A 25,295-nucleotide genomic window follows, 5' to 3' on the forward strand; every position below is an offset into this window, starting at 1 on the left:
TCTGCTTGGACCCTTTTGGGAATCCGGCTCAGTGCCGGAAATGCCGCATGCCGGTGAAGACCATCGCAACGCCGGCCTCATCGGCAGCCGCGATGACCTCCGCATCGCGCATCGAGCCGCCCGGCTGGATCACCGCCGTCGCGCCGGCGGCAATGGCCGAGAGCAGGCCGTCGGCGAAGGGAAGGAACGCCTCGGAGGCGACCGCAGAACCACGCGTCAGCGGCTCGGCAAGACCCATGGCCTTCGCGGCCTCCTCGGCCTTGAGGCCGGCGATGCGGGCGGAATCGACGCGGCTCATCTGGCCGGCGCCGATGCCCGCCGTCTGGCCGTCCTTGGCATAGACCACGGCATTCGACTTCACATGCTTGGCGACCTTGAAGGCGAACTTCATGTCTTCCAGCTCCTGCGCGGTCGGCGCACGCCTGGTGACGACCTTCAGCTCGAGGTCCTCGACCATGCCGTTGTCGCGGCTCTGGACGAGGAGGCCCCCCGAAACGGTCTTGGCGGAAAGACCCGGAACGCGCGGATCGGGCAGGGCGCCCGTCACCAGGAGGCGCAGGTTCGGCTTGCCGGCGATGATGGCGCGCGCCTTCTCATCCGCGTCGGGCGCGATGATGACCTCGGTGAAGAGCTTGACGATCTCCTCCGCCGTCTCGCTGTCGAGCGTCGAATTGAGCGCGATGATGCCGCCGAAGGCCGAGACCGGGTCGCAGGCGAGCGCCCGCGCATAGGCCTCCTTCAGCGTCCTGCCGGTGGCGACGCCGCAGGGATTGGCATGCTTGATGATCGCGCAGGCCGGGCCGTTCTCCGGCAGGAACTCGGCGACCAGCTCGAAGGCGGCGTCCGTGTCGTTGATATTGTTATAGGAAAGCTGCTTGCCCTGTAGCAGCGTCGCCGTCGCGACGCCGGGGCGGTTCTCGCCGGTGACGTAGAAGCCCGCCTTCTGGTGCGGGTTCTCGCCGTAGCGCATCTCTTCCTTCAGCACGCCGCCGAGGACGCGGTGGCGCGGCATGGAGATGTCGAGCGCCTCGGCGAACCAGTTGGAAATCGCCGCATCATAGGCGGCCGTGCGGGCATAGGCCTTGGCGGCCATCTTCTGGCGGAAGGCATAGGTGGTCGAACCGTCGGCAAGCTCTTCGAGCAGGGCGGAGTAGTCGGCAGGGTCCGTGACGATGGTCACATAGGCGTGGTTCTTGGCCGAGGCGCGGATCATCGCCGGGCCACCGATATCGATGTTCTCGACCGTGGTCGGATAGTCGCCGCCCTTGGCGCGCACGTCCTCGAACGGATAGAGATTGATGACGGCAAGGTCGATCGCGCCGATGCCATGCGCCTTCATCGCCTCGACATGCTCCGCATCGTCGCGAATGGCGAGCAGGCCGCCATGCACCGAAGGATGCAGCGTCTTGACGCGGCCGTCCATGATTTCCGGAAAGCCGGTGACCTCCGAGACATCCGTCACCGCAAGGCCGGCATCGGACAGCGCCTTGTGCGTGCCACCGGTCGAAAGCAGCCGCACGCCCTTTCCGGCAAGCGCCCGGGCGAGCTCCACGATGCCGGTCTTGTCGGACACGGACAGCAGAGCCGTGCGGACGGCGACGCGATCAGGGGCGGGGATTTTCTTGGAAATGACGGCCATGGGACGCTCCGTTCTGACGGCCCGGGAGGAGGGCCGGATGGTCATGCGCCCCGTTAACACAGGCGCCGTCCCGAGAAAACCGCGAAAGGGCGGAAAACCGCCGATGCCGCAGCTTTCGAGGCCGGCGCTATCGCCGGCGGACGAGCGACCACTGAACCTCGGGCACCTCGGCAAGCGGCATGGTGAGGGTGAGCTGGCGGGACGCACGCACGCCGGAAGGATCGGCGAAGAAGACGTCGTCCTCTTCCTCCACCGCGACGTCGAGGCAGGTCAGCGCCCAGGCCTCGCCGTCCGGCGCCACGAGCCGCGTCTCGTTTTCCGAGGCATTGTAGAGCTGGATGGACGGATGGATATGGAAGCGCACGACCGCCACGCCCCGCTCGACCGGCACGCCGGGATGGCCCGCCTTGAAGAAGCGCTCGCGCCCGCGGATCTCGTTGCCGGAGGCGGCGACGAAGATGTCGCGCTCGTAGAGAAGGCCGAAACGCTTGAGATAGCCGTCATGGCTCGCCGTGATGCCGTCGGCGCCCGACTCCCGCTCGCTGCGCGACACCTCCACCTTGCCCACGCCGCCGATGATGATCGGCCCCAGGAAGCGGGAGGAGGAGATGCGCGAGGAGGAGGTGTCGTTCAGCGTCGCCACGGAATGGGCGGCCGTCATCCGCGCCATCTGCCGCATGGCATCGCCGGCAAAGCGCGGCCGCCCGGAATTGACGATGAAGCGGTTCCTGCCGGACGACATCTCGATGGAAAGCGTGCCGGCCGCCGCCGTCGCGGAAAGATCGACGGATTTCGGAACGCCGGTATCCATCAGCACCACCGTCTCCTTCACCGCCAGCCGATCGTAGTTGATCGAGGGGAGGGCCTTGAAGGGCGCGCCACCGGTCTCGTCGTAGCGCAGCACCGACATCAGCTCGTTCGCCAGCGTATAGGTCGCTCCGTTGAAGAGGGCGAGTTCGCCGCCCTGGTGGCGGAAGAAGCGCAGGGCCGGAAAGATGCGGTCGATGCAGGGAATGAGCTGCGAGGGCATGTCGTGACCGAGATTGACATAGGTCTGGCGCAGCGGCAGCAGGTCGAGCAGCAGGTCGAGCGCCGCCCGCGGATTGCGCGAGCAATGCCCGCCGTCCGGCAATATCTGCCGGTCCAGTTCCTCGTCGAGGTTTCGGGCGGCCTTGCGCATCTTGGACGCGGAGGTCGGCATGGCGATGGAGGCCATGGCGAGCGCGATCCGCACGCGCAGCCGCGGCTCGCCGTCCCGCGTCGTATCGGCGACATGGCGCAGGTAGCGCACCTGGAACGCGAGGCTCTTCAGGAAGCGGCGATAGAAGGGATAATCGGCATCCTTCAGCACCACGGGAGAGTGGGAAAGCCAGGCGATGATGCGCTGCGCCGTCACATCGGGCCGCCAGGCGAGCCCGCCGATGACCCGCCCATGGCTCTGCAGCCAGTCGCCGACGATGAAGCGCGTCGTCAGCGCCGCCTTTTCCGGATCGACCAGCCGCATATGCCGGAGCCAGCCGAAGGAATGCAGCCGATTGGCGAATTCCTCGGATGGAAGCTCCAGCGCGAAGGGCGATTCGCCGTCGCATTCGAGAACGCGGCCGGCGAGCGGGAAGCGCCCGGCGGTGATTTCTTCGCCGGCAAAGGAATCGGCCGGATGGAGATCCGTCGGCGCGACGATCAGCCGGTCCGGCGCGCTGCCGGAAAACCGCATGGCGCTGATCCGGCCAAGCGCGAGCCTCCGCGAGAAGCGGCGCCAACCCTCACGCATATACAGATAGGAAAGCCGCTGCCGGTCGGAAAGCTGCATGGTTAACGAATGCCTCCTCACCTATAGGTAGGCCGAGGAGGAGAGCGGCGTCAATTCATCGACCGCTGATGGACTGTTGATGACGATGACGGGCCTCAATTGTTCCTGCGCAGGAGGACGGCGTAAAAGCCATCCACCCCGCCGGCATGGCTATCGGTCGCCGGCAGCATAGCCGGCGTGGTGCGGAACTCGCCGCGCGGCGAAACCGCGGATTCGAGGCCCGGCCAGTCGGCGGGCTCGACGGGTTCGATCCGCCAGTCGGGATTGTCGGCCAGCACGCGCGCCACCATGTCCTCGCCCTCGCACGGATCGAGCGAGCAATTGGAAAAAACCAGTTCACCGCCGGGCTTGATCAGCGTCAGCGCGTGGCGCAGCAGGCGTTCCTGCAGGCGGGCGAGCTTGTCGATATCCTCCGGTCCCTTGGTCCAGAGAACGTCCGGATGACGGCGGATCGTGCCGGTGGAGGAGCAGGGCGCATCGAGCAGGACGGCGTCGAAAAGGTCTTCGGGCCGGTAGTCCGCCATGTTGGCCTCGACGGCCTCGACCGACAGGTCGAGCCGTTCGAGATTGCCGATGAGCCGCTTCAGGCGGTTGCCCGATTGGTCGAGCGCCGTCACCTTGGCCCCGGCAAGCGCAAGCTGTGCCGTCTTGCCACCCGGCGCGGCGCACAGATCGGCGACGCGCTTGCCGGCAAGATCACGGAAAAGTTTCGCAGGCAGGCTCGCCGCCGCATCCTGCACCCACCATTGCCCTGCCTCGAAGCCTTCAAGGGCCGGGATTGCGCCGGACGCGGCAGGAAGGCGCACGGAACCGGTCGGCAGCACGCGGCCGCCGAGCTTCGCCGCCCAGCCTTCCGGATCGGATTTCACCGTCAGGTCTATGGCAGAAGGCTCCAGCAGCGCTTCGCCGATGCGCGCCGCGTGCTCCTTGCCGTAGACGGCGATAAGCCGCTCGTGGAACCAGGCGGGAATGACGGAAACCGCGCGGGTGGCCGTCAGATGCGAGGCCTTTTCGCGGGAAAGCCGGCGCAGCACCGCATTGGTGAGGCTGGCGAAGCGGCGGTTGCGCGGATCGAGCTGCGCCTGCTCGACGGCAAGGTCGACCGCGGAATGATCCGGCACGTCGAGATAGAGGATCTGCGCGGCGGCGACCGTCAGGACATGGTGCAGCGCCCGCGCGCCTTCCGGCAGGGGTGTGCCGACCAGCGTGTCGAGGATCGCCTCGATGCGGGGAAGGTGGCGCAGCGCCGTGTTGAGGATGGCGCGCACCAGCGCCCGGTCGGCATCGCCGAGCTGGCGATAGGCGATATTGCCGTTCTCCAGATCGAGCATGCCGTCGAGCGGCGTGCGGCGATCGATGACGGCGGCAAGGATCTTGGCCGCGGCCTGCCGGGCGCGCAGGCCCGGCTTTTCCGGGGCGGCCGCGGCAGCATCGGCCGGTGTCCGGCCCTTGCCGCCATGTCGTTTCGGATGAGCTTTGTTTTTTCGTCTATCGTCGTTCAAGACCAGGGACCTTTGGGCGGTTCGGAACCACCGCGTCCCCAGCCAGTCGTCGGTACGGAGCGCGATTTGCGTACGGGATTATCAGCCCGGACCGGTTCCGTCGAGCGCGCCTGCATGCCGCGAGCCATTTCCTGAAGCGCCGCGATGCGGTTCTCGGTGTCGGGATGGGTCGAAAACAGGCTGTCCATGCGCTCGCCCGAGAGCGGATTGATGATGAACATATGCGCGGTCGCCGGATTGTGCTCGGCCGCTTCGTTGGGAATGCGGCCGGCGGCAATCGCGATCTTCTTCAGCGCCGAGGCCAGCCAGAGCGGGTTGCCGCAGATCTCCGCGCCGCGCCTGTCGGCGGAATATTCGCGCGTGCGGCTGATCGCCATCTGCACCAGCATGGCGGCGAAGGGCGCGACGATCATGGCGATCAGCACGCCGATGAAGCCGAGCGGATTGTTGTTCTCGCGATTGTGCCCGCCGCCGAAGAACATGGCGAAGTTGGCCAGCATGGAGATCGCGCCGGCAATCGTCGCCGTCAGCGTCATGGTCAGCGTGTCGCGGTTCTGCACATGGGCGAGCTCATGCGCCATCACGCCCGCCACCTCCTCGTAGCTCAGTGCATGGAGAAGACCGGTCGACGCGGCGACGGCGGCGTTCTGCGGGTTGCGCCCGGTGGCAAAGGCATTCGGCTGGTCGCTGTTGATGACGAAGACGCGCGGCATGGGAAGGCCGGCGCGTTTGGCGAGATCCCGCACGATGCCGTAATATTCCGGCGCCGAGCGCTCGTCGACCTCCTTGGCGCCATACATGGACAGCACCATCCGGTCGGAATTCCAGTAGGAGAAGAAGTTCATGGCGATCGCGACGACGAGCGCGATCATCATGCCGCTCTTGCCGCCGATCAGCAGGCCCACGCCCATGAAAAGCGCCGTCATCACGGCGAGCAGCATGGCTGTGCGAACGAGGTTCATGCGTTTCCGGCTCCCTTCGGGCTGGCGCCCGCGTTCGAGGCCCTTCCTGTCAAGGGCATGTTTCACGTGAATCAGCGCTTTCCACAGCGCAGGCACGCTCCTATATGATGGTAAGCCAAAGGGAATTCTTCAATATCCGGGAAGGATGCCGCGTTTCATGCAGAACGACAACGACAATCACACCGACGGCCGGAAGGTGCTTCCTCCCGCGGCCCTCCGCGCCCTCCAGGAAGCGGAGGAACGGCGCAAGGCTGCCCTGCCGGTCGAGCGCGCGCCAGAGATCGGCGGACGGGGCGGCGAGGACCCCGCGCGCTTCGGCGACTGGGAGATCAAGGGCCGCGCGATCGATTTCTAAGGGCGGGAATCCGGCTCATGAACGAGTGGATTTCTCCTGATCGACATGGTCGTGCTTGAACCCGGCCATCCATCGAGACGGCAAGAACGTCGATCCCTCGGGTCGAGCCCGAGGATGACGGAAGCGGGGTTTCCTGCAACAACCCTCAAACGAAAACGGCGGCCATCGGCCGCCGTTTCGCTTTACAATGCAGCCTGGATCAGCCAGCGGCCTTGTTCTGCCGGTTGGCGATCAGGTCGTCCACGACCGCCGGATCGGCCAGCGTCGACGTATCCCCAAGCGCGCCAAAATCGTCCTCGGCGATCTTGCGCAGGATGCGGCGCATGATCTTGCCGGAGCGGGTTTTCGGCAGGCCGGGCGCGAACTGGATCTTGTCCGGCGTCGCGATGGGGCCGATCTCCTTGCGCACATGCTTGACGAGATCCTGACGCAGCGCGTCGGTGCCTTCTTCGCCAGCCATCAGCGAGACGTAGCAATAGATGCCCTGTCCCTTGAGATTGTGCGGATAGCCGACGACCGCCGCTTCCGAAACCAGATGGTGGGAGACGAGGGCCGATTCGATTTCCGCCGTGCCGAGGCGGTGGCCGGAAATATTGAGCACGTCGTCGACGCGGCCGGTGATCCAGTAATAGCCGTCCTCGTCGCGGCGGCAACCATCGCCGGTGAAATACTTGCCCTTGTAGCTGGAGAAGTAGGTCTCGATGAAGCGCTTGTGGTCGCCATAGACCGTGCGCATCTGGCCCGGCCAGCTGTCGGTGATGCAGAGATTGCCGTCGGCAGCGCCCTCCAGCACATTGCCCTCGTTATCGACGAGCTCGGGCTTGATGCCGAAGAAGGGCCGCGTCGCCGAACCCGGCTTGAGGTCCGTCGCACCCGGCAGCGGGGTGATCAGGATGCCGCCGGTCTCCGTCTGCCACCAGGTGTCGACGATCGGGCAACGATCCTCGCCGACCACGTGGTAATACCACTCCCAGGCTTCGGGGTTGATCGGCTCGCCGACCGAGCCGAGCAGGCGAAGCGAGGAGCGCTCGGAGCGCTTCACGAAGTCGTCGCCGGCGCCCATCAGCGCACGGATCGCCGTCGGGGCGGTATAGAAGATATTGACCTTGTGCTTGTCGATCACTTCCCAGAAGCGGCCGGCATCGGGGAAGTTCGGCACGCCTTCGAACATCAGCGTGGTCGCGCGGTTGGCGAGCGGCCCGTAGACGATGTAGGAATGGCCCGTCACCCAGCCGACATCCGCCGTGCACCAATAGACATCGCCATCCTGATAGTCGAAGACGTATTTGTGCGTCATCGAGGCATAGACGAGATAGCCGGCCGTGGTGTGCAGGACACCCTTCGGCTTACCGGTGGAGCCGGATGTGTAGAGGATGAAGAGCGGATCTTCCGCCTTCATCCTGGCCGGCGGACAATCGCGCGGCACGGTCAGCACTTCCTGATGGTACCAGAGGTCGCGGCCCGGCGCCCAGCCCGTCTTGCCGCCGGTGCGGCGCACGACGAGCACCTTGTTGACGATGACATGCTGCTTGGCCGCGATGTCGATGGCCGTGTCGGTGTTTTCCTTGAGCGGGATCGGCTTGCCGCCGCGCACGCCCTCGTCGCAGGTGACGACGAAGGTCGATTCGCAGTCGACGATACGGCCGGCCAGAGCATCCGGCGAGAAGCCGCCGAAGACGACGGAATGGACGGCACCGATGCGCGCGCAGGCGAGCATGGCATAGGCCGCTTCCGGAATCATCGGCATGTAGATGGTGACGCGGTCACCCTTCTTCACGCCGTGCTTCTTCATCACGTTCGCCATGCGGCAAACGTGCTCGTAGAGCTCGTTATAGGTGATCTTCTTGTCGATATACGGGTTGTCGCCTTCCCAGATGATGGCGACGTCGTCGCCATGCGCCTTGAGATGCCGGTCGATGCAGTTGTAGGAGACGTTGGTGATGCCGTCCTCGAACCACTTGATCGGCACCTTGCCGGTGAAGGACGTGTTCTTCACCTTTGTATAGGGCTTGAACCAGTCGATGCGCATGCCGTGCTTGTCCCAGAAGCGCTCCGGGTTATCGACGCTCTCGCGATACCATTTCTGATAGGTTTCGTTGTCGATCAGCGCGCGGCTTTTTGCGGATTTCAGGACCGGGTAGGTCTTTTCGGACATGGATTCCTCCCTAGACTGCGATGCGCGGGAAACCAGTCTCCTCCAGCCCCCGCCACTCCTTGAGCATACATAACAGGTCAACGCCTTCGGGCAATTAGACAAAAGGTCATTTGCGCTTGAAGAATTGCATTTCTGCGACAGTGGCGTTATAGAGGGCCGAATTCCCGGAAAATAGTGGTTACACCCCACGGCCCGCGACACCGGCGCGGACGGACAGAAGGACTATATCCATGGCTCAACAGCTGCTCATGCCGAAGGCGACCGCGGTCTGGCTGGTCGACAACACAGCGCTGTCGTTCGACCAGATCGCCACATTCTGCAAACTGCATCCGCTCGAAGTGAAGGCCATCGCCGACGGCGAATCGGCCCAGGGCATCAAGGGTCTCGACCCGATCTCGACCGGCCAGCTCTCCCGCGAGGAGATCGCCCGCGCGGAAGCCAATCCGAACCACAAGCTGAAGCTTTCCGAACCGAAGGTCCGCGTGCCGGAATCCAAGCGCAAGGGCCCGCGCTACACGCCGGTCTCCAAGCGCCAGGACCGCCCGAACGCCATTCTCTGGCTCGTGCGCAACCATCCCGAACTGAAGGATGCGCAGATCTCGCGTCTCGTCGGCACCACCAAGTCGACGATCGAGCAGATCCGCGAACGCACCCACTGGAACTCCGCGAACCTGGCACCGATGGACCCGGTGACGCTCGGCCTCTGCTCGCAGATCGACCTCGACCTCGAAGTCGAGCGCGCCTCCAAGGGCCGCCCGCTGCCGACCGCCGCCGAACTCGGCGCGACGCTGGAATCGGCGCAGGAAACCGAAAAGCTGCCCTACAGCACCGACCGCGAAGAGGAGAAGGAAATCGACGCCGATGCCGTCTTCGCCAAGCTCAAGTCGCTGAAGTCGTCCACGCCGGACGAGGACGAAGACGACAACTTCTGAGCAAGACCCGCCTTGGGATTATCGGAACCCGGCTGCTTTGCAGCCGGGTTTTTTGTTGCCTCGATAGAACGATCAGGCCGGGTTCGGGCTTCGGCCCGTCAGTGCTGCCGCTATCTCGTCGAGGATGGCCGGATCGTCGATCGTCGCCGGCATCTTCCATTCCTCGCCGTCGGCGATCTTCTGCATGGTGCCGCGCAGGATCTTGCCCGAGCGCGTCTTCGGCAGGCGTTTCACGCAGATCGCCGTCTTGAAGGCCGCGACCGGCCCGATGCGTTCGCGCACGAGGCGCATGACCTCCGCTTCGACCAGCGATGATTCACGTGAAACACCGCTCTTCAGGACGAGGAAACCCGCCGGCACCTGGCCCTTCACCGCATCCGCGACGCCGATGACGGCGCACTCGGCGACGTCCGGATGGCTGGCGCAGACCTCCTCCATCGCCCCCGTCGACAGGCGATGGCCGGCAACATTGATGATGTCGTCCGTGCGCGCCATCACGAAGACATAGCCGTCGTCGTCGACATAGCCGGCATCCGCCGTCTTGTAGTAGCCGGGGAATTCCGAAAGGCAGGCCGCGCGAAACCGCTCGTCGGCCTTCCAGAAGGTCGGCAGGCAACCCGGGGGGAGGGGAAGCCTGATGGCGATATTGCCGAGCGTGCCGGGCGGCACCGGATGGCCGGCATCGTCCAGCACATGCAGTTCATAGCCCGGCATGGGCACGGTGGGCGAGCCGTGCTTCACGGGCAGCCGGCCGAGGCCGAGCGGATTGCCGACGATGGCCCAGCCCGTTTCCGTCTGCCACCAGTGATCGATGACCGGAACGCCCAGCACCTTTTCAGCCCATTGCACCGTATCCGGATCGGCCCGCTCGCCGGCAAGGAACAGCGCCCGCAGGCTGGAGAGATCATGGCGCTTCACGAGCGCGCCGTCCGGGTCTTCCTTGCGGATCGCCCGGAAGGCGGTCGGCGCGGTGAAAAGCACCGATACCCGATAGTCCTCGACGACACGCCAGAAGGCGCCGGCATCCGGCGTGCCGACCGGCTTGCCCTCGTAGAGCACCGTCGTGCTGCCGTTGAGAAGCGGCGCATAGACGATGTAGGAATGCCCGACGACCCAGCCGATATCGGACGCCGCCCAGTAGACCTCGCCGGGCTCGATCCCGTAGAGCGCGCGCATCGACCAGGCGAGGGCGACCATGTGGCCGCCATTGTCACGGATGACACCCTTCGGCTGGCCGGTCGTGCCGGACGTATAGAGGATATAGAGCGGATCGGTCGCCTTGAGCGGAGCGCAGGGCACCGCTCGCCCCTCGGCCGCCGCCAGCGCCGGGCCGAGGTCCACATCCCGGCCGTCCCTCAGTTCGGCCGCCAGTTCCGGCCGCTGCAGCACGAGGCAGCGCTCCGGCTTGTGCCGGGCAAGGTCGATGGCGGCATCGAGCAGAGGCTTGTAGGCGACCACCCGGTTCGGCTCGATGCCGCAGCTTGCCGAAACGATCAGCTTCGCCGCGCAATCGTCGATGCGCGCGGCCAGCTCGCTCGCCGCGAAGCCGCCGAAAACCACCGAATGGATCGCCCCGATGCGCGCGCAGGCGAGCATGGCGAAAATCGCCTCGGGGATCATCGGCATATAGAGAATGACGCGGTCGCCCTTGACGATGCCCTGATCGGCGAGCACCGCCGCCATGGCATTCACATGGGTGAGCAGCTCGCCATAGCTGTAGCGCGCCTTCCGGCCGGTGACGGGGCTGTCATAGATCAGCGCCGGCTGGTCGCCGCGCCCGGCGGCCACATGCCGGTCCACGCAATTGTGACAGGTATTGCCCACCGCATCGGGAAACCAGTGGCCGTAGACGCCTTGCGCGGCATCGAAGATTTCCGTCGGCTCGGTGAACCAGTCGATGGCCCGGGCGAGCGCGGCCCAGTGAGCCTCGGGATCGGCCTGCCAGGCACGATAGATCTCGGCATAGGTCTTCTGCATCGCATCCTCCTTGCCGGCCGCCGGGCGGCCGGTTCCTCCGAAGGGAAGAATAGGAGAGGGCGGCCTTTCCGCAAAGCCAGACGAAAGCCTGAGACGGCAAGCCCCGGCCTTGCCCTTCGTCAAAAGGAAGGATCAGCGCGTGCCAAAAATCGCCGAGCCGACACGCACGCTGGTCGCACCGAAACCGATGGCGACCTCGTAGTCGCCGGACATGCCCATGGAAAGCTTGTCGAGATTGCACCGGCCGGCCAGCTTGGCGAGCAGGGCGAAATGCGGACCCGGATTCTCGTCGGCCGGCGGAATGCACATCAGGCCCTCGACGGTGAGGCCGAGCTCCTCGCGGCAGAAGGCGACGAAAGCGACCGTATCGTCCGGCGCGATGCCGGCCTTCTGCGGTTCGAGCCCCGTATTGACCTGGACATAGAGCCGCAGCGCCCGGCCCTGCCGCTTCATCTCCTCGGCGATCGCGCGGGCGATCTTCTCCCGGTCGACCGTCTCGATGACGTCAAAAAGCGCCACGGCCTCCGCCGTCTTGTTGGATTGCAGCGGGCCGATCAGGTGCAGCTCGATGCCGGCGGTCTCGGCGCGAAGTTCCGGCCACTTGCCCTGCGCTTCCTGCACGCGGTTCTCGCCGAAGACGCGCTGACCCGCCGCGATGGCCGGGCGGATGGCCTCGGCATCGAAGGTCTTCGACACGGCCACCAGCGTCACCGCTTCCGGCTTGCGGCCCGCTTCGCTTGCGGCCTTGCCCATCCGGCTGCGAACATCTTCGAGACGATCCTGAAGGTCCATGGTCACTCTCCATCGGCTATGACGCCCCGGACCTAGCGAAATCGGCGCCGCTTGCCAAGCGCGGCCCGGAAAACTTGACGCTCCGGCGGTTTCATGATGAAGGTCTCGGCACCATATTCGCATGGGCGGATCGCCCGCCAAGACCTCCAAAAGACTCCCGGAAACATCAAAGACATGGCCACCGAACGTTACAATCCGCGCGATGCCGAGCCCCGCTGGCAGGCAAAATGGAACGACGAGAACGTCTTCCTCACCAAGAACGACGACCCGCGCGAGAAGTACTACGTCCTCGAGATGTTCCCCTATCCCTCGGGCCGCATCCATATGGGCCATGTGCGCAACTACGCCATGGGCGACGTGGTCGCCCGCTACAAGCGCGCGCGCGGCTACAACGTGCTGCACCCGATGGGCTGGGACGCTTTCGGCATGCCCGCCGAGAACGCCGCCATGCAGAACAAGGTCCACCCGAAGGGCTGGACCTACGAAAACATCGCGACGATGCGCAAGCAGCTCAAGTCCATGGGCCTGTCGCTCGACTGGTCGCGCGAATTCGCCACCTGCGACGTCGAATACTATCATCGCCAGCAGCACCTCTTCCTCGATTTCCTGGAAAAGGGCCTCGTCTACCGCAAGCAGTCCAAGGTGAACTGGGACCCGGTCGACCACACGGTTCTCGCCAATGAGCAGGTCATCGATGGCCGCGGCTGGCGCTCGGGCGCGCTCGTCGAGCAGCGCGAGCTGACGCAGTGGTTCTTCCGGATCACCGATTTCAGCCAGGACCTGCTCGATTCGCTGGAAACGCTCGACCAGTGGCCGGAAAAGGTCCGGCTGATGCAGAAGAACTGGATCGGCCGCTCGGAAGGCATGCTGGTGCGCTGGGAAGTCGCCGACGCCGCCGGCCTGACGACCGAAAAGGACGTCACCGTCTATACGACCCGCCCCGACACGCTGTTCGGCGCCTCGTTCCTGGCGATCTCCGCCGATCATCCGCTGGCGAGGGAAGTCTCGGCGAAGAATCCCGAGATCATGGCCTTCTGCGAGGAATGCCGCCGCGCCGGCACCTCGCTCGCCGCGCTCGAGACCGCCGAGAAGAAGGGCATGGACACGGGTATCCGCGTCCGCCATCCCTTCGATCCCGCCTGGGAGCTGCCGGTCTATATCGCGAACTTCGTGCTGATGGACTACGGCACGGGCGCCATCTTCGGCTGCCCCTCCGGCGACCAGCGCGACCTCGACTTCGCCCGTAAATACGACCTGCCGGTCGTACCCGTCGTCATGCCGAAGGAAGCGGATGCCGCCACTTTCGCCATTGCCGAGGAAGCCTATGTCGGCGACGGCGTGATGATCAATTCGCGCTTCCTGGATGGCCTTGGCACCGAGGAAGCCTTCGAGGAGGTGGCAAAGCGCCTCACCGCCGCAACGCTCGGCAATGCGCCGGTGGGCGAGCGCAAGGTGAACTTCCGCCTGCGCGACTGGGGCATTTCGCGCCAGCGCTACTGGGGCTGCCCGATCCCGGTCATCCATTGCGACGACTGCGGCGTGGTCCCGGTCCCCAAGGCCGACCTGCCGGTGAAGCTGCCCGACGACGTCACCTTCGACAAGCCGGGCAACCCGCTCGACCGCCATCCGACCTGGCGCCACGTCGCCTGCCCGCATTGCGGCAAGGACGCCCGCCGCGAGACGGATACGATGGACACTTTCGTCGATTCCTCGTGGTACTTCGCCCGCTTCACCGCGCCGTGGGAAGACAACCCGACGGATCCCGCCGCCGCCAATGCCTGGCTGCCGGTCGATCAATATATCGGCGGCATCGAGCATGCGATCCTGCACCTGCTCTATTCGCGCTTCTTCACCCGCGCCATGCAGGTCGCCGGCCATCTCGACCTGAAGGAGCCCTTCAAGGGCCTCTTCACGCAGGGCATGGTGGTGCACGAGACCTATAGCCGTGCCATCGACGGCAAGCGCGAATGGATGATGCCGGCGGAAATCCGCATCGAGGAAGTCGACGGCAAGCGCCGCGCGACCCATCTCGAATCCGGCGAAGAAATCGCCATCGGCTCCATCGAGAAGATGTCGAAGTCGAAGAAGAACGTCGTCGACCCGGATGATATCATCGCCTCCTACGGCGCCGATACCGCCCGCTTCTTCGTCCTCTCCGACTCCCCGCCGGACCGTGACGTCATCTGGTCGGAAGCCGGCGTCGAAGGCGCCCACCGCTTCGTCCAGCGCGTCTGGCGCCTTATCGCCGAAGCCGCCCCGGCCCTCAAGGCAGCCGAAGCCCGTCCGGGCACACAAGGGGAGGCCCTCGCCGTCTCGCAGGCCGCGCATAAGACGCTGAAGGCCGTGCAGGGCGACTATGACAAGCTCGCCTTCAACAAGGCCGTGGCGCGCATCTACGAATTCGTCAATGCGCTCGCCGCGCCGCTGACGACCGCTGCCGCCGGCAAGGCGTCACCTGAGCTTGCCGCCGCACTGCGCGAGGCCGTGGGCATCCTGATCCGCATCGTCGCCCCGATGACGCCGCATCTTTCGGAAGAATGCTGGCGCGAGATCGGCGGCGAAGGCCTCGTCGCAGACACCGCCTGGCCGGCCTATGACGACCGGCTGGTGGCGGAAAACGAGGTCACGCTGCCGGTGCAGATCAACGGCAAGAAGCGCGCGGATTTGACAATCGCCCGCGACGCAGACCAGAGTGCGGTCGAAGAGGCCGTGCTCGCGCTCGAGGCGGTCCAGGCCGCGCTCGGCGGCCAGAAACCCAAGAAGATCATCGTCGTACCGCAGAGGATCGTGAATGTTGTTGTCTGACGGAACCGGCCTCTCGCGGCTCGCCAGGGTGCTTGCCGGCGTCGCCCTTGCCGGCGTGCTCGCTGGCTGCCAGGTGCGGCCGCTCTATTCCACCGCGGCGGGAACGGAAGGCAAGCTCGCCTCCGTCTCGATCTCCGAGGCGACCTCCCGCGTCGAGCAGCAGGTCCGCAACGACCTGATCTTCTTCTTCGGCGGTGGCGCGGGCGAAGCACAGAACCCGGTCTATCATCTCGAGATGGACGTCAGCATCCGCACCGTCGGCGTCCTGAACGACGCCACCCGCGACACGGCCCGCGCCGGGCGCGTGACTGTCTCGGCGGACTACAATCTCACCAAGGCCGACACCGGTGAAACGCTCGCCTCCGGCAAGCGCTCCGCCGTCGCCATGGTCGATTTCCCGACCCAGGAATTCGCCAAGCTGCGTGCCATCCGCGATGCGGAAAATCGTGGTGCCCGGGAACTCGCCGAACTGATCCGCGCGGACGTCGCCTCGGCGCTCGCCCGCCGCTGAAACGCCGATGGCTGAAGTCAAGTCGCACGAGTTCGACGCTTTCGTGAAACGCAAGCCTCTGCCCGTGCGGCTCTTTCTGGTTTACGGACCGGATCGCGGCCTCGTTTCCGAACGGGCCGCGGCGCTCGCCGCCGCGAGCGGTGTCGATCTCGACGATGCCTTCTCCATCGTGAAGCTGGACGCCGGCGAAGTCGGCAACCAGCCGGGCCGTCTCGTCGATGAGATGAATGCCATCGGCCTTTTCGGCGGCGACCGGCTTGTCTGGATCCGCAATGCCGGCAGCGAAAAGGGCATTTCCGATGGGCTCGATATTCTCGCCCGAATGCCCCCCGGCCCCTCCACGCTCATCATCGAGGCCGGTGACCTGAAGAAAGGCGCCGCGCTCCGCAAGGCCGCCGAATCCTCTTCACAAGCTGTCGCCATCGCCTGCTATGCCGATGACGGACGCGCCCTGCAGGCCTTGATCGACCAGGAGCTCGCCGCCGAGGGGCTGCGGATCTCGCCCGCGGCGCGCGAGCGCCTCGTCGAGACCATCGGCGGCGACCGGCTGGCTTCCCGCAACGAACTGCGCAAACTTGCCCTCTACTGCCGCGGCAAGGCTCTCGTCGAGGAGCAGGACGTGGAGGAAATCGTCGGCGATGCCAGTGCAATCTCCACGGACGATGCGGTCGACGCGGTTCTCAAGGGCGACCGCGAGGGCTTCATGCATGCGGTCCAGAAGATCGTCTCGTCGAAGACCCCGGTCTTCCTCGTTCTGCAGGGATGTCTTCGCCAGTTCCAGCTTCTGGAACTGATGCGCGCCGAAATGGATGAAAAGCGCGCTCCCGCCGCCCAGGCCATGGCGACGCTCGGCCGCCACCTGCATTTCCGCCGCAAGCCGATCGTGGAAAATGCCCTGAAAAGCTGGACGGGGCCGGCCATTCGCCGGGAAACCCAGCGCCTCCAGGCCGCCATCCTGCAAAGCCGCCAGCGCCCGGCGCTGGAAGACACGATCGCCATGCAGACCATGCTGGCAACCGTGCTGCAATCGGCGCGCCGATGAATCCGGCTAAATAAATCAGCGCCGTTCGAGAAGCCGGCAGATTTCCTCAAGCTGCTCCAGCGTCTTATAAGCGATGCGCAGATGCCCGCCATTGCCCTTGTGGTTCACGCTCACTTCAAGGCCCAGGACATCCGTCAGCGTGCGCTCCAGCGCAAGCGTATCGGCATCCTTCTCTTCCTTCCGCGGCGTCTGCCCATGGTTCGGATCGCCTTGCGACTTGATGTCGTTCTGGGCCAACCGCTCCGCATCGCGAACGGACATGCCCTTGGCAACGACCGCCTTGGCAAGCGCAACCGGATCGGAAGTCGGAATCAACGCGCGCGCATGGCCGGCCGAAAGCGTGCCCGATGCCAGCATTTCACGCACCGGATCCGGCAGCTTCAACAGGCGCAGGCTGTTTGCCACATGGCTGCGGCTCTTGCCGATGATCTCGCCAAGATCGTTCTGCGTATAGCCGTGATCGGCGATCAGCAGCTCGTAACCCATTGCTTCTTCAAGCGGATTGAGGTCCGAACGCTGCACGTTCTCCACGATGGCGATTTCCAGCGCCGTGCGGTCGTCGACGTCACGAATGATCACCGGAATCTCGATCAACCCGGCGAGCTGCGCCGCGCGCCACCGGCGCTCGCCGGCAATGATCTCATAGCGGCTGTCCGCCGTGGTGCGCACCACGACCGGCTGGACGATGCCGTGCTGGCGGATCGACGAAGCGAGATCCTGCAGTTCCGATTCGTCGAAGTAACGACGCGGGTTGCGCGGGTTGCGGCCAACGAACTCGATGGGAACCAGCCGATCGGGATTGACCGCCGGCGCCGCGCCGATATCGGCGGCGGGAAGCTGGTCCATTTCACCGATCAGGGCTGCAAGCCCGCGGCCAAGGCGCCGCTTCGAGTTGTCTTCGTTCATCGATTCCACTCACAGATACTGGTTTCAGGCAGCCTTGCGCTGCCTTTCCCGCTGGATCACCTCGGAGGCGAGCTGAAGATAGGCTTGGCTTCCGGCGCATTTGAGATCGTAGAGGATCGCCGGCTTGCCATAGGAGGGCGCCTCGGAAACGCGGACATTGCGCGGAATGAGCGTGTGATAGACCTTCTCGCCGAGATGGGTACGGACGTCGTTGACCACCTGCTGCGCCAGATTGTTGCGCGAGTCGAACATGGTCAGAACGATGCCCTGGATATCGAGGCGCGGATTGACCGTCCGGCGGACTTGGTCGACGGTCTCCAGCAACTGGCTGAGGCCTTCCAGCGCGAAGAACTCGCATTGCAGCGGCACGAGCACCGAATGAGCCGCCGCCAGCGCGTTCATCGTCAGGAGATTGAAGGACGGTGGGCAATCGACGAGCACGTAAGAGTAAGACAGCGCATCGGCCGCCGCCAGCGCCCGCTTAAGGCGGAAGACACGGTCATTATGCTGGGCAATCTCCATTTCGATGCCGAGCAGGTCCATGGTCGAGGGAATGATCGAAAGGTTCGGCACTGCCGTTTGGAGGACGGTGTCGGCCACGCTATGGCTGCCGATCAGCAGGTCATAGGACGACAATTCGCGGCTGCGACGGTCGATTCCGAGCCCCGTGCTGGCATTTCCCTGCGGATCGAGATCGACGATGAGCACTCGTTCGCCGATTGCGGCAAGCGCGGTCGCCAGATTGATGGCAGTCGTCGTCTTGCCGACGCCACCCTTCTGGTTCGCGATGGTAATGATCCGGTTCTTCTCGCCTATCATGGACGCCGCCAATCACTGAGGTTTGCGCGAAAGCTTCGAAAGTTCGAGCACGACCGAATCCGGCTCGACGATACTGGCGTGTTTTACCAGATCGAATCTCCACCGACCAAGCGCTTTATCGATCTCCCGCTGGTAATCCCGCCCTTTGTGCAGGAAGAACCGCAGATCCGGATTGCGCTCCGCCCAGGGAAAACCGAATTCCATCAGCAGATCGAGATCCGCCAGGGCACGGGCGGAGATGGCATCGCAGCGTTCGATCGCCGCCGGTGCTTCCTCGATTCGAATCGCGTGGACGGATGCGCGCGCGCCGGTTTCCAGAATGGCGGTCCTCAGAAAAGCAGCCTTCTTGTTGTTGCTCTCCACGAGATAAACCCATCCATCACCTTCGCCCGCCAGCAGAATGCCCGTGACGATGCCCGGAAAGCCGCCACCGCTGCCGAGATCGACCCACTGGCGCGGCCCGGGAGAGAGGGCGTAGATTTGTACGCTGTCGATGATATGCCGGTTCCACGCCTCGGACAGGGTAGACGGGGCCACCAGATTGATGGCCTTTGCCCATTTCTTGAAAAGCGCAACAAAGCTGTGCAGCCTGTCCACAGTTTCACGTGAAACATTCAGGCCACTCAATTCGCGAGGCAGGGTATTCATGCGTTTGCAGTCCGGTCCATTGCTTCGGCGGGAAGACGCTTGAGATAGGCAAGCAACAGCGTCAAAGCTGCCGGTGTCATGCCGTCGACCCGCGCCGCCTGTGCCAGATTCGCCGGACGTGCCGCGGTCAGCTTCTGCCGCAGCTCTATGGAAAGTCCGGGCAAGGCGCTGAAATCGAATTGATCAGGAATCCGTCGCTCTTCCTCGCGCCGTGCCTCGGCAATATCCGTCTCCTGCCGGTTCATATAGACGGCATAGCCGGCCTCGATCTCGATAGCGTCCCGAACACGCGCAGAAAAAACATTCAGTTCCTCGGACCAAACAGCCGCAAGGCGCGCATAGTCTATATCGGGATAAGCCAGCAGATCATAGGCGCTGCGGCGCACGCCATCCTGATTGATGCGGATGCCATGAGAAGCAGCTTCGTTGGGCGAAAGTCGGAGGTTACGGAGACGATCCCGCGCCGCATCCATCTCGGCCGACCACGTAGCGAACCTTTCCTCACGTGCGGCCCGTACAAGACCGAGATCGATGCCAAGGGGTGTAAGACGAACATCCGCATTGTCCGCCCTGAGGGAAAGACGATATTCCGCGCGCGATGTGAACATCCGGTAAGGCTCGGTCACGCCCCGCGACGTGAGGTCATCGATCATCACGCCGATATAGCTGTCGGTTCGGCTGAAGATGTGGCCCTCGGCACCAGCAGCGCGGCGCGCCGCATTGAGGCCGGCAACGAGACCTTGCGCTGCGGCCTCCTCGTAGCCCGTCGTACCGTTGATCTGGCCCGCCAGGAAAAGGCCCGGCTGCCGCTTCACTTCCAGGGTCGCCGACAATTCGCGAGGGTCGACATGGTCGTATTCGATCGCATATCCCGGCTGAAGAATGGCCACGCGCTCCAGGCCGGGAATGGTCCGGATGAAAGCATCCTGCACATCCGCGGGAAGCGAGGTCGAAATGCCGTTGGGATAGACCGTATCGTCATCCAACCCTTCTGGCTCCAGAAAGATCTGGTGCCCGTCACGCTCGCCGAACTTGACGATCTTGTCCTCGATCGACGGGCAATAGCGGGGGCCGACACCTTCGATCTGGCCGGAATACATGGCGGATTTGCCGATATTCTCTTCTATGATCCGGTGCGTTGCCGGCGTCGTCCGTGTTACCCCGCAGTCGATCTGCGGCGTCGTGATGCGATCCGTCATGAAGGAAAAGGGAACAGGATCCTCATCCGCTGCCTGTCGCCCGATAGAATTCCAATCAATCGTGCGGCCATCCAGACGAGCTGGCGTGCCGGTTTTCAGGCGCCCGAGCGCTAGGCCCAGTCGTTCGAAGGTGGCCGAAAGACCCAAGGAGGGATCTTCGCCGACACGACCTGCCGGAATCTTTTCGTTTCCGATATGAATGAGGCCCCTGAGGAACGTACCGGTCGTAATAACGACCGAGCGGCACATCAGGCGGCGCCCATCCTTCATGATCACAGCCGACACCTGGCCATTCACCAAATCGAGATCGAAGGCATCGCCCTCGATGACATCGAGATTGGAGATAGCTGCGATCTCGGCCTGCATCGCCTCGCGATAGAGCTTTCGGTCGGCCTGCGTTCGCGGCCCGCGCACAGCCGGACCTTTTCGCCGGTTCAAGAGGCGAAACTGGATACCGGCGCGATCGGCAACGCGGCCCATGAGCCCGTCCAGCGCATCGACTTCGCGAACCAGATGACCTTTACCCAAGCCGCCGATTGCGGGATTGCAGGACATGACCCCAATGGTCGACGCCTTGTGCGTCACCAAGGCGGTTCTTGCTCCCAGACGAGCCGAGGCGGAAGCAGCCTCGACGCCGGCATGACCGCCGCCGACAACGACGACGTCATAATTGCTGGTCTCTTTCATATACCACCTACCTGTTTCACGTGAAACAAACCACGCGACTCGCACACGTTGCATTGTTTCACGTGAATCATTTGCCTATGCAGAATTCCGAGAAGATCACGTCAAGCAAATCCTCGACATCAACTCGGCCTGTCACCCTTCCCAGCGCCTGGCCCGCCAATCGCAAGTGCTCGGCTTGAATATCCAGACCTGTATCCGTCATCGAAAGCGCCGATGCAATCTCGGCGGAAGCCGCCTGCAAATTCTCCAGATGTCGCCGGCGGGTCGGAAGCGCCAAGGAAGATCCCGCTTCGAGATCGGGGAGATATCGGCTGATCGCATCCAGCAATTCTGACATGCCCACGCCGGTCTGAACAGAGATCGTAGCATCCACAGCGCCATCGGGCCAAGTCGCTGTTGTCTTGTCCGCCTTCGTGTGAACGCGAATGACCGGGCCGCGATAGGTACCAAGCCAGCTCGCCCAATCGCTCGTCGGCATATCCGAAAGCAGGAGGACGAGATGCGCCTCTTCCATGGAAAGACGTGTCCGTCGGATTCCTTCCCGCTCGACGATATCCTCGGTCTCGCGCAGGCCGGCCGTATCATAAAGCCGAACGGCAAAGCCGGAAAGATCGAGGTCGACATGCAGAATGTCACGGGTCGTACCGGGAATGTCCGTAACGATAGCGATGTCGCGCTTGGCCAGATGGTTCAGCAGGCTCGATTTGCCGGCATTCGGCGGACCGGCAATGACCACCTTGAGGCCGTCGCGCACGATTTCGCCGGCGCGAGCAGAGCCAAGATGGTTAATAATCTCTTTCTCCAGAATCCGCATATCCGCCCAGATCGACGATGCGACGGAGCCCGGCACATCCTCCTCATCGGCAAAATCGAGCTCCGCTTCGATCATCGCCCGCGCATGCGTCAACCGTTTCGCCCACGAATCGTAAAGTCGGGAGAGACCGCCGGATGCGTGTTCGGCGGCGAGGCGGCGTTGCATCTCGGTCTCGGCGGCGATCAGGTCGGCCAATCCCTCCACCTCGACCAGATCCATTCGTCCATTCTCGAAGGCTCGTCTGGAAAACTCGCCCGCCTCCGCGCCGCGCAATCCCTGAAGTTCGCCCAGAGAAGTCAGCACGGCTTTCACAGTGGCACGGCCGCCATGAATCTGCAGCTCGGCGCAGTCTTCACCGGTGAAGGAATTCGGACCGGGAAAAAAGAGAATGATTCCGTCATCCAGTTTCTCACCGTTGCGATTCCGAATCGAAAGCAGGGAGGCGCGGCGAGGGGATGGAACGCGACCGCACAGATTCGTGACAGCGTTGCGGGTTTCCGGGCCACTTATACGGATGATCGCGACGCCGGAGGGCAATCCGCCGCTGGAAAGCGCAAAGATCGTATCTGCAACGCGCATGGTAAAAACATTCCGGATGCGAATCGAAGAGGTTCGTTACGGACAAGAATCGATTCTGGGTCTTCAAACGAAAATGGCCCCGTCTTGCGACGGGACCATGGCTGTCTTCACCAAGGCGAACCTCGGTCAGGTGTTCATCGAGTCGAAGAAATCGCCGTTGTTCTTGGTCTGCTTCAGCTTGTCGATCAGGAACTCGATCGCATCGGTTGTTCCCATCGGGGCGAGGATACGGCGCAGGACGAAGATCTTCTGCAGGTCCTGGCGCGGCACGAGGAGATCCTCCTTGCGCGTGCCGGACTTGAGGATGTCCATCGCCGGGAAGATGCGCTTGTCGGCGACCTTGCGGTCGAGCACGATTTCCGAGTTGCCGGTGCCCTTGAACTCTTCGAAGATCACTTCGTCCATGCGGCTGCCGGTATCGATGAGCGCGGTCGCGATGATCGTCAGCGATCCGCCTTCCTCGATGTTGCGGGCGGCGCCGAAGAAGCGCTTCGGGCGCTGCAGCGCGTTGGCGTCGACACCGCCGGTCAGGACCTTGCCCGAAGACGGAACGACCGTGTTGTAGGCGCGGCCGAGGCGGGTGATGGAATCGAGCAGGATGACCACGTCGCGGCCATGCTCGACGAGGCGCTTGGCCTTCTCGATGACCATTTCGGCGACCTGGACGTGGCGCGTCGCCGGCTCGTCGAAGGTCGAGGAAACCACTTCGCCCTTCACCGACCGCTGCATGTCCGTCACTTCTTCCGGACGCTCGTCGATCAGCAGGACGATGAGATAACATTCCGGATGGTTCGCGGTGATCGAATGGGCGATGTTCTGCAGGAGAACCGTCTTACCCGTGCGCGGCGGTGCAACGATCAGGGCGCGCTGGCCCTTGCCGAGCGGCGCCACCAGGTCGATGACGCGGGGCGAAAGGTCCTTCGAGGTCGGGATTTCGAGTTCCATCTTGAAGCGCTCGTTGGGATAGAGCGGCGTCAGGTTGTCGAAATGGACCTTGTGGCGGATCTTTTCCGGATCGTCGAAATTGATCGTGTTGACCTTGAGGAGGGCGAAGTAGCGCTCGCCTTCCTTGGGGCCGCGGATCGGGCCTTCGACGGTATCGCCGGTCTTCAGCGAGAAGCGGCGGATCTGCGAGGGCGAGATGTAGATATCGTCCGGGCCGGGCAGGTAGTTGGCGTTCGCCGAGCGCAGGAAGCCGAAGCCGTCCTGCAGCACTTCCACGACGCCTTCGCCGATGATCTCGACGTCCTGCGAGGCCAGCATCTTGAGGATGGCAAACATGAGCTCCTGCTTGCGCATCGTGCTCGCGTTCTCGACCTCGAGTGATTCGGCAAAGGCGAGGAGGTCGGTCGGAGTCTTGTTCTTGAGGTCTTGTAGCTTCATTTCGGCCATGAATGGTCCATGCTGCAGGTCATCGGGATGGGAAAAGGCGTGCGGGTCAGGGACGAACTGCGCGGGGTCTGGTGCAGCTCACTGAACGAATACACATGCCACGAAAGATGAGATGCGCGGAAAATAGCGGTTCCGGTGCCGGCCCGCAAGGGGGCGATTCAATTTCGTCCGATTTGTCGCGGCCAATCAGAACGGCTTGACCACGACCATGATGACGATGAGGACCATCAGGAGGGCCGGCGCCTCGTTCCAGATGCGCCATTGCCGCCCGGTTTTCACGTTGCGGTCCTCCGCGAAAGCCTTCACCGCGCGGCCGTAATACTCGTGCACGCCGGTGAGAAGGACGACGAAGGCGAGCTTGGCATGCAGCCAGCCGCCCTGGAAACCGTAGACTGACCAGGCAAGGTAGAGGCCGAGCAGCCAGGAAAGGCCCATGGCCGGCTGCATGATCGTCCGGTAGAGCCTTCCTTCCATCACCTTGAAGGTCTCCGACTGGGCGGAACCCACCGGCGCATCGGTGTGATAGACGAAGAGCCGCGGCAGATAAAGCAGCCCCGCCATCCAGGACATCACGGCGACGATGTGCAGCGCCTTGATCCAGAGATAGAGATCTTCCGGCGGATGGAGGATGAGGAGGAGCGCCACCAGCGCAAAGACGGCGAGTGCCACCGCGGCCCGCAAACGGGCGCGGCGTCCGGCGCTCTCGCTGGTCTGCCGCTCGCTCATTGCGCTTCCCCGCGCACGCGTGCCACGAGCCGCGTGACGTTTTCGGGATCGGCCTGCGGCGTGATGCCGTGGCCGAGATTGAAGATCAGCGGGCCATTGCCGAGCGCCTGCAGGATGGCGTCGACCCCTTCGTCGAGCGCAGAGCCGCCGGCGACCACGCGCATCGGATCGAGATTGCCCTGCACCGGCCCGTCCTTCTGCAGTTCGGCCGCGAAGGACAGCGGCACCGACCAGTCGAGGCCGATCGCATCCGCCCGCGTCTCCTGCCGGTAGGTCTTGAGCTGAAGGCCGGCCCCCTTGGCGAAGGCGATGATCTTCGCCTGGGGCCTGCGCGACCTCACCGCGTCGACGATGCGCCGCATCGGACGGACGGCATAGTCGGCAAATTCCTTCTCGCCGAGCACGCCCGCCCAGGAATCGAAGATCTGCACCGCATCCGCGCCCGCATCGATCTGCGCCACGAGATAATCGGCCGAAAGATCGGCCAGGAGGTCAAGGAGACGGGCGAAGGCCTCCGGCTCCCGGTAGGCGAAAAGCCGGGCTGGCGCCTGGTCGGGCGTGCCATGGCCGGCGATCATGTAGGTCGCAACCGTCCAGGGCGCTCCACAGAAGCCGAGCAGGGCCGTTTCCCCGGGGAGGGCCTGCCGGATGCGGCCAACCGCTTCCAGGACGGGTCTGAGGTGATCCTGAACGCCATCCTCCTTCAGAGCGAAGATGGCATCGGCGTCGATCGGGTCCATGCGCGGCCCATGGCCTTCCTCGAAGCGGACATTGCGCTTCAGGGCATCGGGGATGACGAGGATGTCGGAAAACAGGATTGCCGCGTCGAAGGCATAGCGGCGGATCGGCTGGAGCGTGACTTCCGTCGCCAGCTCCGGCGAATAACAGAGATCGAGGAAACTTCCCGCCTCCGCGCGCGTTGCCCGGTATTCCGGCAGGTAACGACCTGCCTGACGCATCAGCCAGAGGGGAGGGGGGGAAACCGTCTTCCCGTTCAGGACTTCGACGATCTTCCGGCTTTTCGCAGACACCGCTGGGGTTCT

Annotated in this window: 20 protein-coding genes; 5 read left to right on the forward strand and 15 right to left on the reverse strand. The window is 64.0% G+C overall.

All coding sequences use genetic code 11. The features are described 5' to 3' along the window. Window positions 1-28: 28 nt before the first annotated feature. The 4 genes from purH to htpX form a co-directional block, all read right to left on the reverse strand. Window positions 29-1,639, reverse strand: coding sequence for a bifunctional phosphoribosylaminoimidazolecarboxamide formyltransferase/IMP cyclohydrolase (purH, locus tag ShzoTeo12_RS15830; RefSeq protein ID WP_318910339.1), 1,611 nt, complete (start codon window positions 1,637-1,639; stop codon window positions 29-31). Between the two features lie 127 nt (window positions 1,640-1,766). Next, entirely contained in the window at window positions 1,767-3,449 is a 1,683-nt protein-coding gene (locus ShzoTeo12_RS15835) for a heparinase II/III family protein (RefSeq protein WP_318910341.1), read from the reverse strand. 95 nt (window positions 3,450-3,544) lie between these two features. Beyond that, complete coding sequence (locus ShzoTeo12_RS15840) at window positions 3,545-4,951, reverse strand: RsmB/NOP family class I SAM-dependent RNA methyltransferase (protein ID WP_413251105.1); 1,407 nt, start codon at window positions 4,949-4,951, stop codon at window positions 3,545-3,547. Next, window positions 4,948-5,913, reverse strand: a complete 966-nt coding sequence (gene htpX, locus ShzoTeo12_RS15845) for a zinc metalloprotease HtpX (protein ID WP_119257933.1) — start codon at window positions 5,911-5,913, stop codon at window positions 4,948-4,950. Before htpX ends, ShzoTeo12_RS15840 begins: the two co-directional genes overlap by 4 nt. A gap of 157 nt (window positions 5,914-6,070) precedes the next feature. Here htpX and ShzoTeo12_RS15850 point away from each other — a divergent pair, with 157 nt between their 5' ends. After that, entirely contained in the window at window positions 6,071-6,268 is a 198-nt protein-coding gene (locus tag ShzoTeo12_RS15850; protein ID WP_318910342.1) for a DUF1674 domain-containing protein, read from the forward strand. A gap of 199 nt (window positions 6,269-6,467) precedes the next feature. Here the strand turns inward: ShzoTeo12_RS15850 and acs are convergent, their stop codons facing one another. Continuing rightward, a complete protein-coding gene (gene acs / locus ShzoTeo12_RS15855; protein ID WP_318910344.1) occupies window positions 6,468-8,423 on the reverse strand; it encodes an acetate--CoA ligase in 1,956 nt (651 codons plus the stop codon). A 230-nt stretch (window positions 8,424-8,653) separates the two neighbouring features. Between acs and ShzoTeo12_RS15860 the strand changes: the two genes are divergently transcribed. Then, window positions 8,654-9,355 (forward strand): DUF1013 domain-containing protein, encoded by a 702-nt coding sequence (locus ShzoTeo12_RS15860; RefSeq protein WP_119257935.1) that lies wholly within the window; start codon window positions 8,654-8,656, stop codon window positions 9,353-9,355. A 72-nt stretch (window positions 9,356-9,427) separates the two neighbouring features. On the opposite strand, the gene ShzoTeo12_RS15865 is transcribed toward ShzoTeo12_RS15860, so the two are convergent. Beyond that, window positions 9,428-11,332, reverse strand: a complete 1,905-nt coding sequence (locus tag ShzoTeo12_RS15865) for a propionyl-CoA synthetase (protein ID WP_318910346.1) — start codon at window positions 11,330-11,332, stop codon at window positions 9,428-9,430. A 132-nt stretch (window positions 11,333-11,464) separates the two neighbouring features. Beyond that, the gene (locus ShzoTeo12_RS15870; RefSeq protein ID WP_318910347.1) at window positions 11,465-12,124 is read right to left on the reverse strand and encodes a YggS family pyridoxal phosphate-dependent enzyme; all 660 of its coding nucleotides are present in this window, start codon (window positions 12,122-12,124) and stop codon (window positions 11,465-11,467) included. 174 nt (window positions 12,125-12,298) lie between these two features. On the opposite strand from ShzoTeo12_RS15870, the gene leuS reads away from it, so the two are divergent. From leuS to holA, 3 genes are read left to right on the forward strand one after another with little or no spacing between them, the layout of a single operon-like run. Then, window positions 12,299-14,929 carry a leucine--tRNA ligase gene (leuS, locus tag ShzoTeo12_RS15875; RefSeq protein ID WP_318910349.1) on the forward strand — a complete coding sequence of 877 codons (2,631 nt, stop codon included), beginning with the start codon at window positions 12,299-12,301 and terminating at the stop codon, window positions 14,927-14,929. Further along, on the forward strand, window positions 14,916-15,440 hold the full coding sequence (gene lptE / locus ShzoTeo12_RS15880; protein WP_318910351.1) for an LPS assembly lipoprotein LptE: 525 nt from the start codon (window positions 14,916-14,918) through the stop codon (window positions 15,438-15,440). Before leuS ends, lptE begins: the two co-directional genes overlap by 14 nt. Window positions 15,441-15,447: 7 nt before the next feature. Then, window positions 15,448-16,482 carry a DNA polymerase III subunit delta gene (gene holA, locus ShzoTeo12_RS15885; RefSeq protein WP_318910353.1) on the forward strand — a complete coding sequence of 345 codons (1,035 nt, stop codon included), beginning with the start codon at window positions 15,448-15,450 and terminating at the stop codon, window positions 16,480-16,482. A gap of 15 nt (window positions 16,483-16,497) precedes the next feature. Here holA and ShzoTeo12_RS15890 read toward each other — a convergent pair whose 3' ends face one another. The 8 genes from ShzoTeo12_RS15890 to hemE all read right to left on the reverse strand — a co-directional run bounded on the left by ShzoTeo12_RS15890 (window position 16,498) and on the right by hemE (window position 25,283). Further along, the gene (locus ShzoTeo12_RS15890; RefSeq protein ID WP_318910354.1) at window positions 16,498-17,388 is read right to left on the reverse strand and encodes a ParB/RepB/Spo0J family partition protein; all 891 of its coding nucleotides are present in this window, start codon (window positions 17,386-17,388) and stop codon (window positions 16,498-16,500) included. Window positions 17,389-17,412: 24 nt separating this feature from the next. Further along, window positions 17,413-18,207, reverse strand: a complete 795-nt coding sequence (locus ShzoTeo12_RS15895) for a ParA family protein (protein ID WP_119257940.1) — start codon at window positions 18,205-18,207, stop codon at window positions 17,413-17,415. A 12-nt stretch (window positions 18,208-18,219) separates the two neighbouring features. Next, window positions 18,220-18,855 carry a 16S rRNA (guanine(527)-N(7))-methyltransferase RsmG gene (gene rsmG / locus ShzoTeo12_RS15900; protein WP_318910356.1) on the reverse strand — a complete coding sequence of 212 codons (636 nt, stop codon included), beginning with the start codon at window positions 18,853-18,855 and terminating at the stop codon, window positions 18,220-18,222. Continuing rightward, window positions 18,852-20,741, reverse strand: coding sequence for a tRNA uridine-5-carboxymethylaminomethyl(34) synthesis enzyme MnmG (gene mnmG / locus ShzoTeo12_RS15905; RefSeq protein WP_318910357.1), 1,890 nt, complete (start codon window positions 20,739-20,741; stop codon window positions 18,852-18,854). Before mnmG ends, rsmG begins: the two co-directional genes overlap by 4 nt. A gap of 67 nt (window positions 20,742-20,808) precedes the next feature. Next, on the reverse strand, window positions 20,809-22,134 hold the full coding sequence (gene mnmE / locus ShzoTeo12_RS15910; RefSeq protein WP_318910358.1) for a tRNA uridine-5-carboxymethylaminomethyl(34) synthesis GTPase MnmE: 1,326 nt from the start codon (window positions 22,132-22,134) through the stop codon (window positions 20,809-20,811). A gap of 126 nt (window positions 22,135-22,260) precedes the next feature. Beyond that, a complete protein-coding gene (gene rho, locus ShzoTeo12_RS15915; RefSeq protein ID WP_119257944.1) occupies window positions 22,261-23,526 on the reverse strand; it encodes a transcription termination factor Rho in 1,266 nt (421 codons plus the stop codon). 186 nt (window positions 23,527-23,712) lie between these two features. After that, on the reverse strand, window positions 23,713-24,252 hold the full coding sequence (hemJ, locus tag ShzoTeo12_RS15920) for a protoporphyrinogen oxidase HemJ (protein WP_318910360.1): 540 nt from the start codon (window positions 24,250-24,252) through the stop codon (window positions 23,713-23,715). Next, complete coding sequence (gene hemE / locus ShzoTeo12_RS15925; protein WP_318910361.1) at window positions 24,249-25,283, reverse strand: uroporphyrinogen decarboxylase; 1,035 nt, start codon at window positions 25,281-25,283, stop codon at window positions 24,249-24,251. The genes hemJ and hemE overlap by 4 nt, the downstream gene beginning before the upstream one ends. Between the last annotated feature and the right edge of the window lie 12 nt (window positions 25,284-25,295).

The sequence above is a fragment of the Shinella zoogloeoides genome, assembly GCF_033705735.1.
Classification (GTDB): Bacteria; Pseudomonadota; Alphaproteobacteria; order Rhizobiales; family Rhizobiaceae; genus Shinella; species Shinella zoogloeoides_A.

Coding starts and splice junctions, on each gene's coding strand:
- htpX (WP_119257933.1), bottom strand. CDS start 5,913: ATGAACCTCGTTCGCACAGCCATGCTGCTCGCCGTGATGACGGCGCTT.
- ShzoTeo12_RS15860 (WP_119257935.1), top strand. CDS start 8,654: ATGGCTCAACAGCTGCTCATGCCGAAGGCGACCGCGGTCTGGCTGGTC.
- ShzoTeo12_RS15865 (WP_318910346.1), bottom strand. CDS start 11,332: ATGCAGAAGACCTATGCCGAGATCTATCGTGCCTGGCAGGCCGATCCC.
- acs (WP_318910344.1), bottom strand. CDS start 8,423: ATGTCCGAAAAGACCTACCCGGTCCTGAAATCCGCAAAAAGCCGCGCG.
- rho (WP_119257944.1), bottom strand. CDS start 23,526: ATGGCCGAAATGAAGCTACAAGACCTCAAGAACAAGACTCCGACCGAC.
- hemJ (WP_318910360.1), bottom strand. CDS start 24,252: ATGAGCGAGCGGCAGACCAGCGAGAGCGCCGGACGCCGCGCCCGTTTG.
- ShzoTeo12_RS15835 (WP_318910341.1), bottom strand. CDS start 3,449: ATGCAGCTTTCCGACCGGCAGCGGCTTTCCTATCTGTATATGCGTGAG.
- ShzoTeo12_RS15870 (WP_318910347.1), bottom strand. CDS start 12,124: ATGGACCTTCAGGATCGTCTCGAAGATGTTCGCAGCCGGATGGGCAAG.
- purH (WP_318910339.1), bottom strand. CDS start 1,639: ATGGCCGTCATTTCCAAGAAAATCCCCGCCCCTGATCGCGTCGCCGTC.
- lptE (WP_318910351.1), top strand. CDS start 14,916: ATGTTGTTGTCTGACGGAACCGGCCTCTCGCGGCTCGCCAGGGTGCTT.
- holA (WP_318910353.1), top strand. CDS start 15,448: ATGGCTGAAGTCAAGTCGCACGAGTTCGACGCTTTCGTGAAACGCAAG.
- ShzoTeo12_RS15850 (WP_318910342.1), top strand. CDS start 6,071: ATGCAGAACGACAACGACAATCACACCGACGGCCGGAAGGTGCTTCCT.
- ShzoTeo12_RS15895 (WP_119257940.1), bottom strand. CDS start 18,207: ATGATAGGCGAGAAGAACCGGATCATTACCATCGCGAACCAGAAGGGT.
- rsmG (WP_318910356.1), bottom strand. CDS start 18,855: ATGAATACCCTGCCTCGCGAATTGAGTGGCCTGAATGTTTCACGTGAA.
- mnmE (WP_318910358.1), bottom strand. CDS start 22,134: ATGCGCGTTGCAGATACGATCTTTGCGCTTTCCAGCGGCGGATTGCCC.
- ShzoTeo12_RS15890 (WP_318910354.1), bottom strand. CDS start 17,388: ATGAACGAAGACAACTCGAAGCGGCGCCTTGGCCGCGGGCTTGCAGCC.
- leuS (WP_318910349.1), top strand. CDS start 12,299: ATGGCCACCGAACGTTACAATCCGCGCGATGCCGAGCCCCGCTGGCAG.
- mnmG (WP_318910357.1), bottom strand. CDS start 20,741: ATGAAAGAGACCAGCAATTATGACGTCGTCGTTGTCGGCGGCGGTCAT.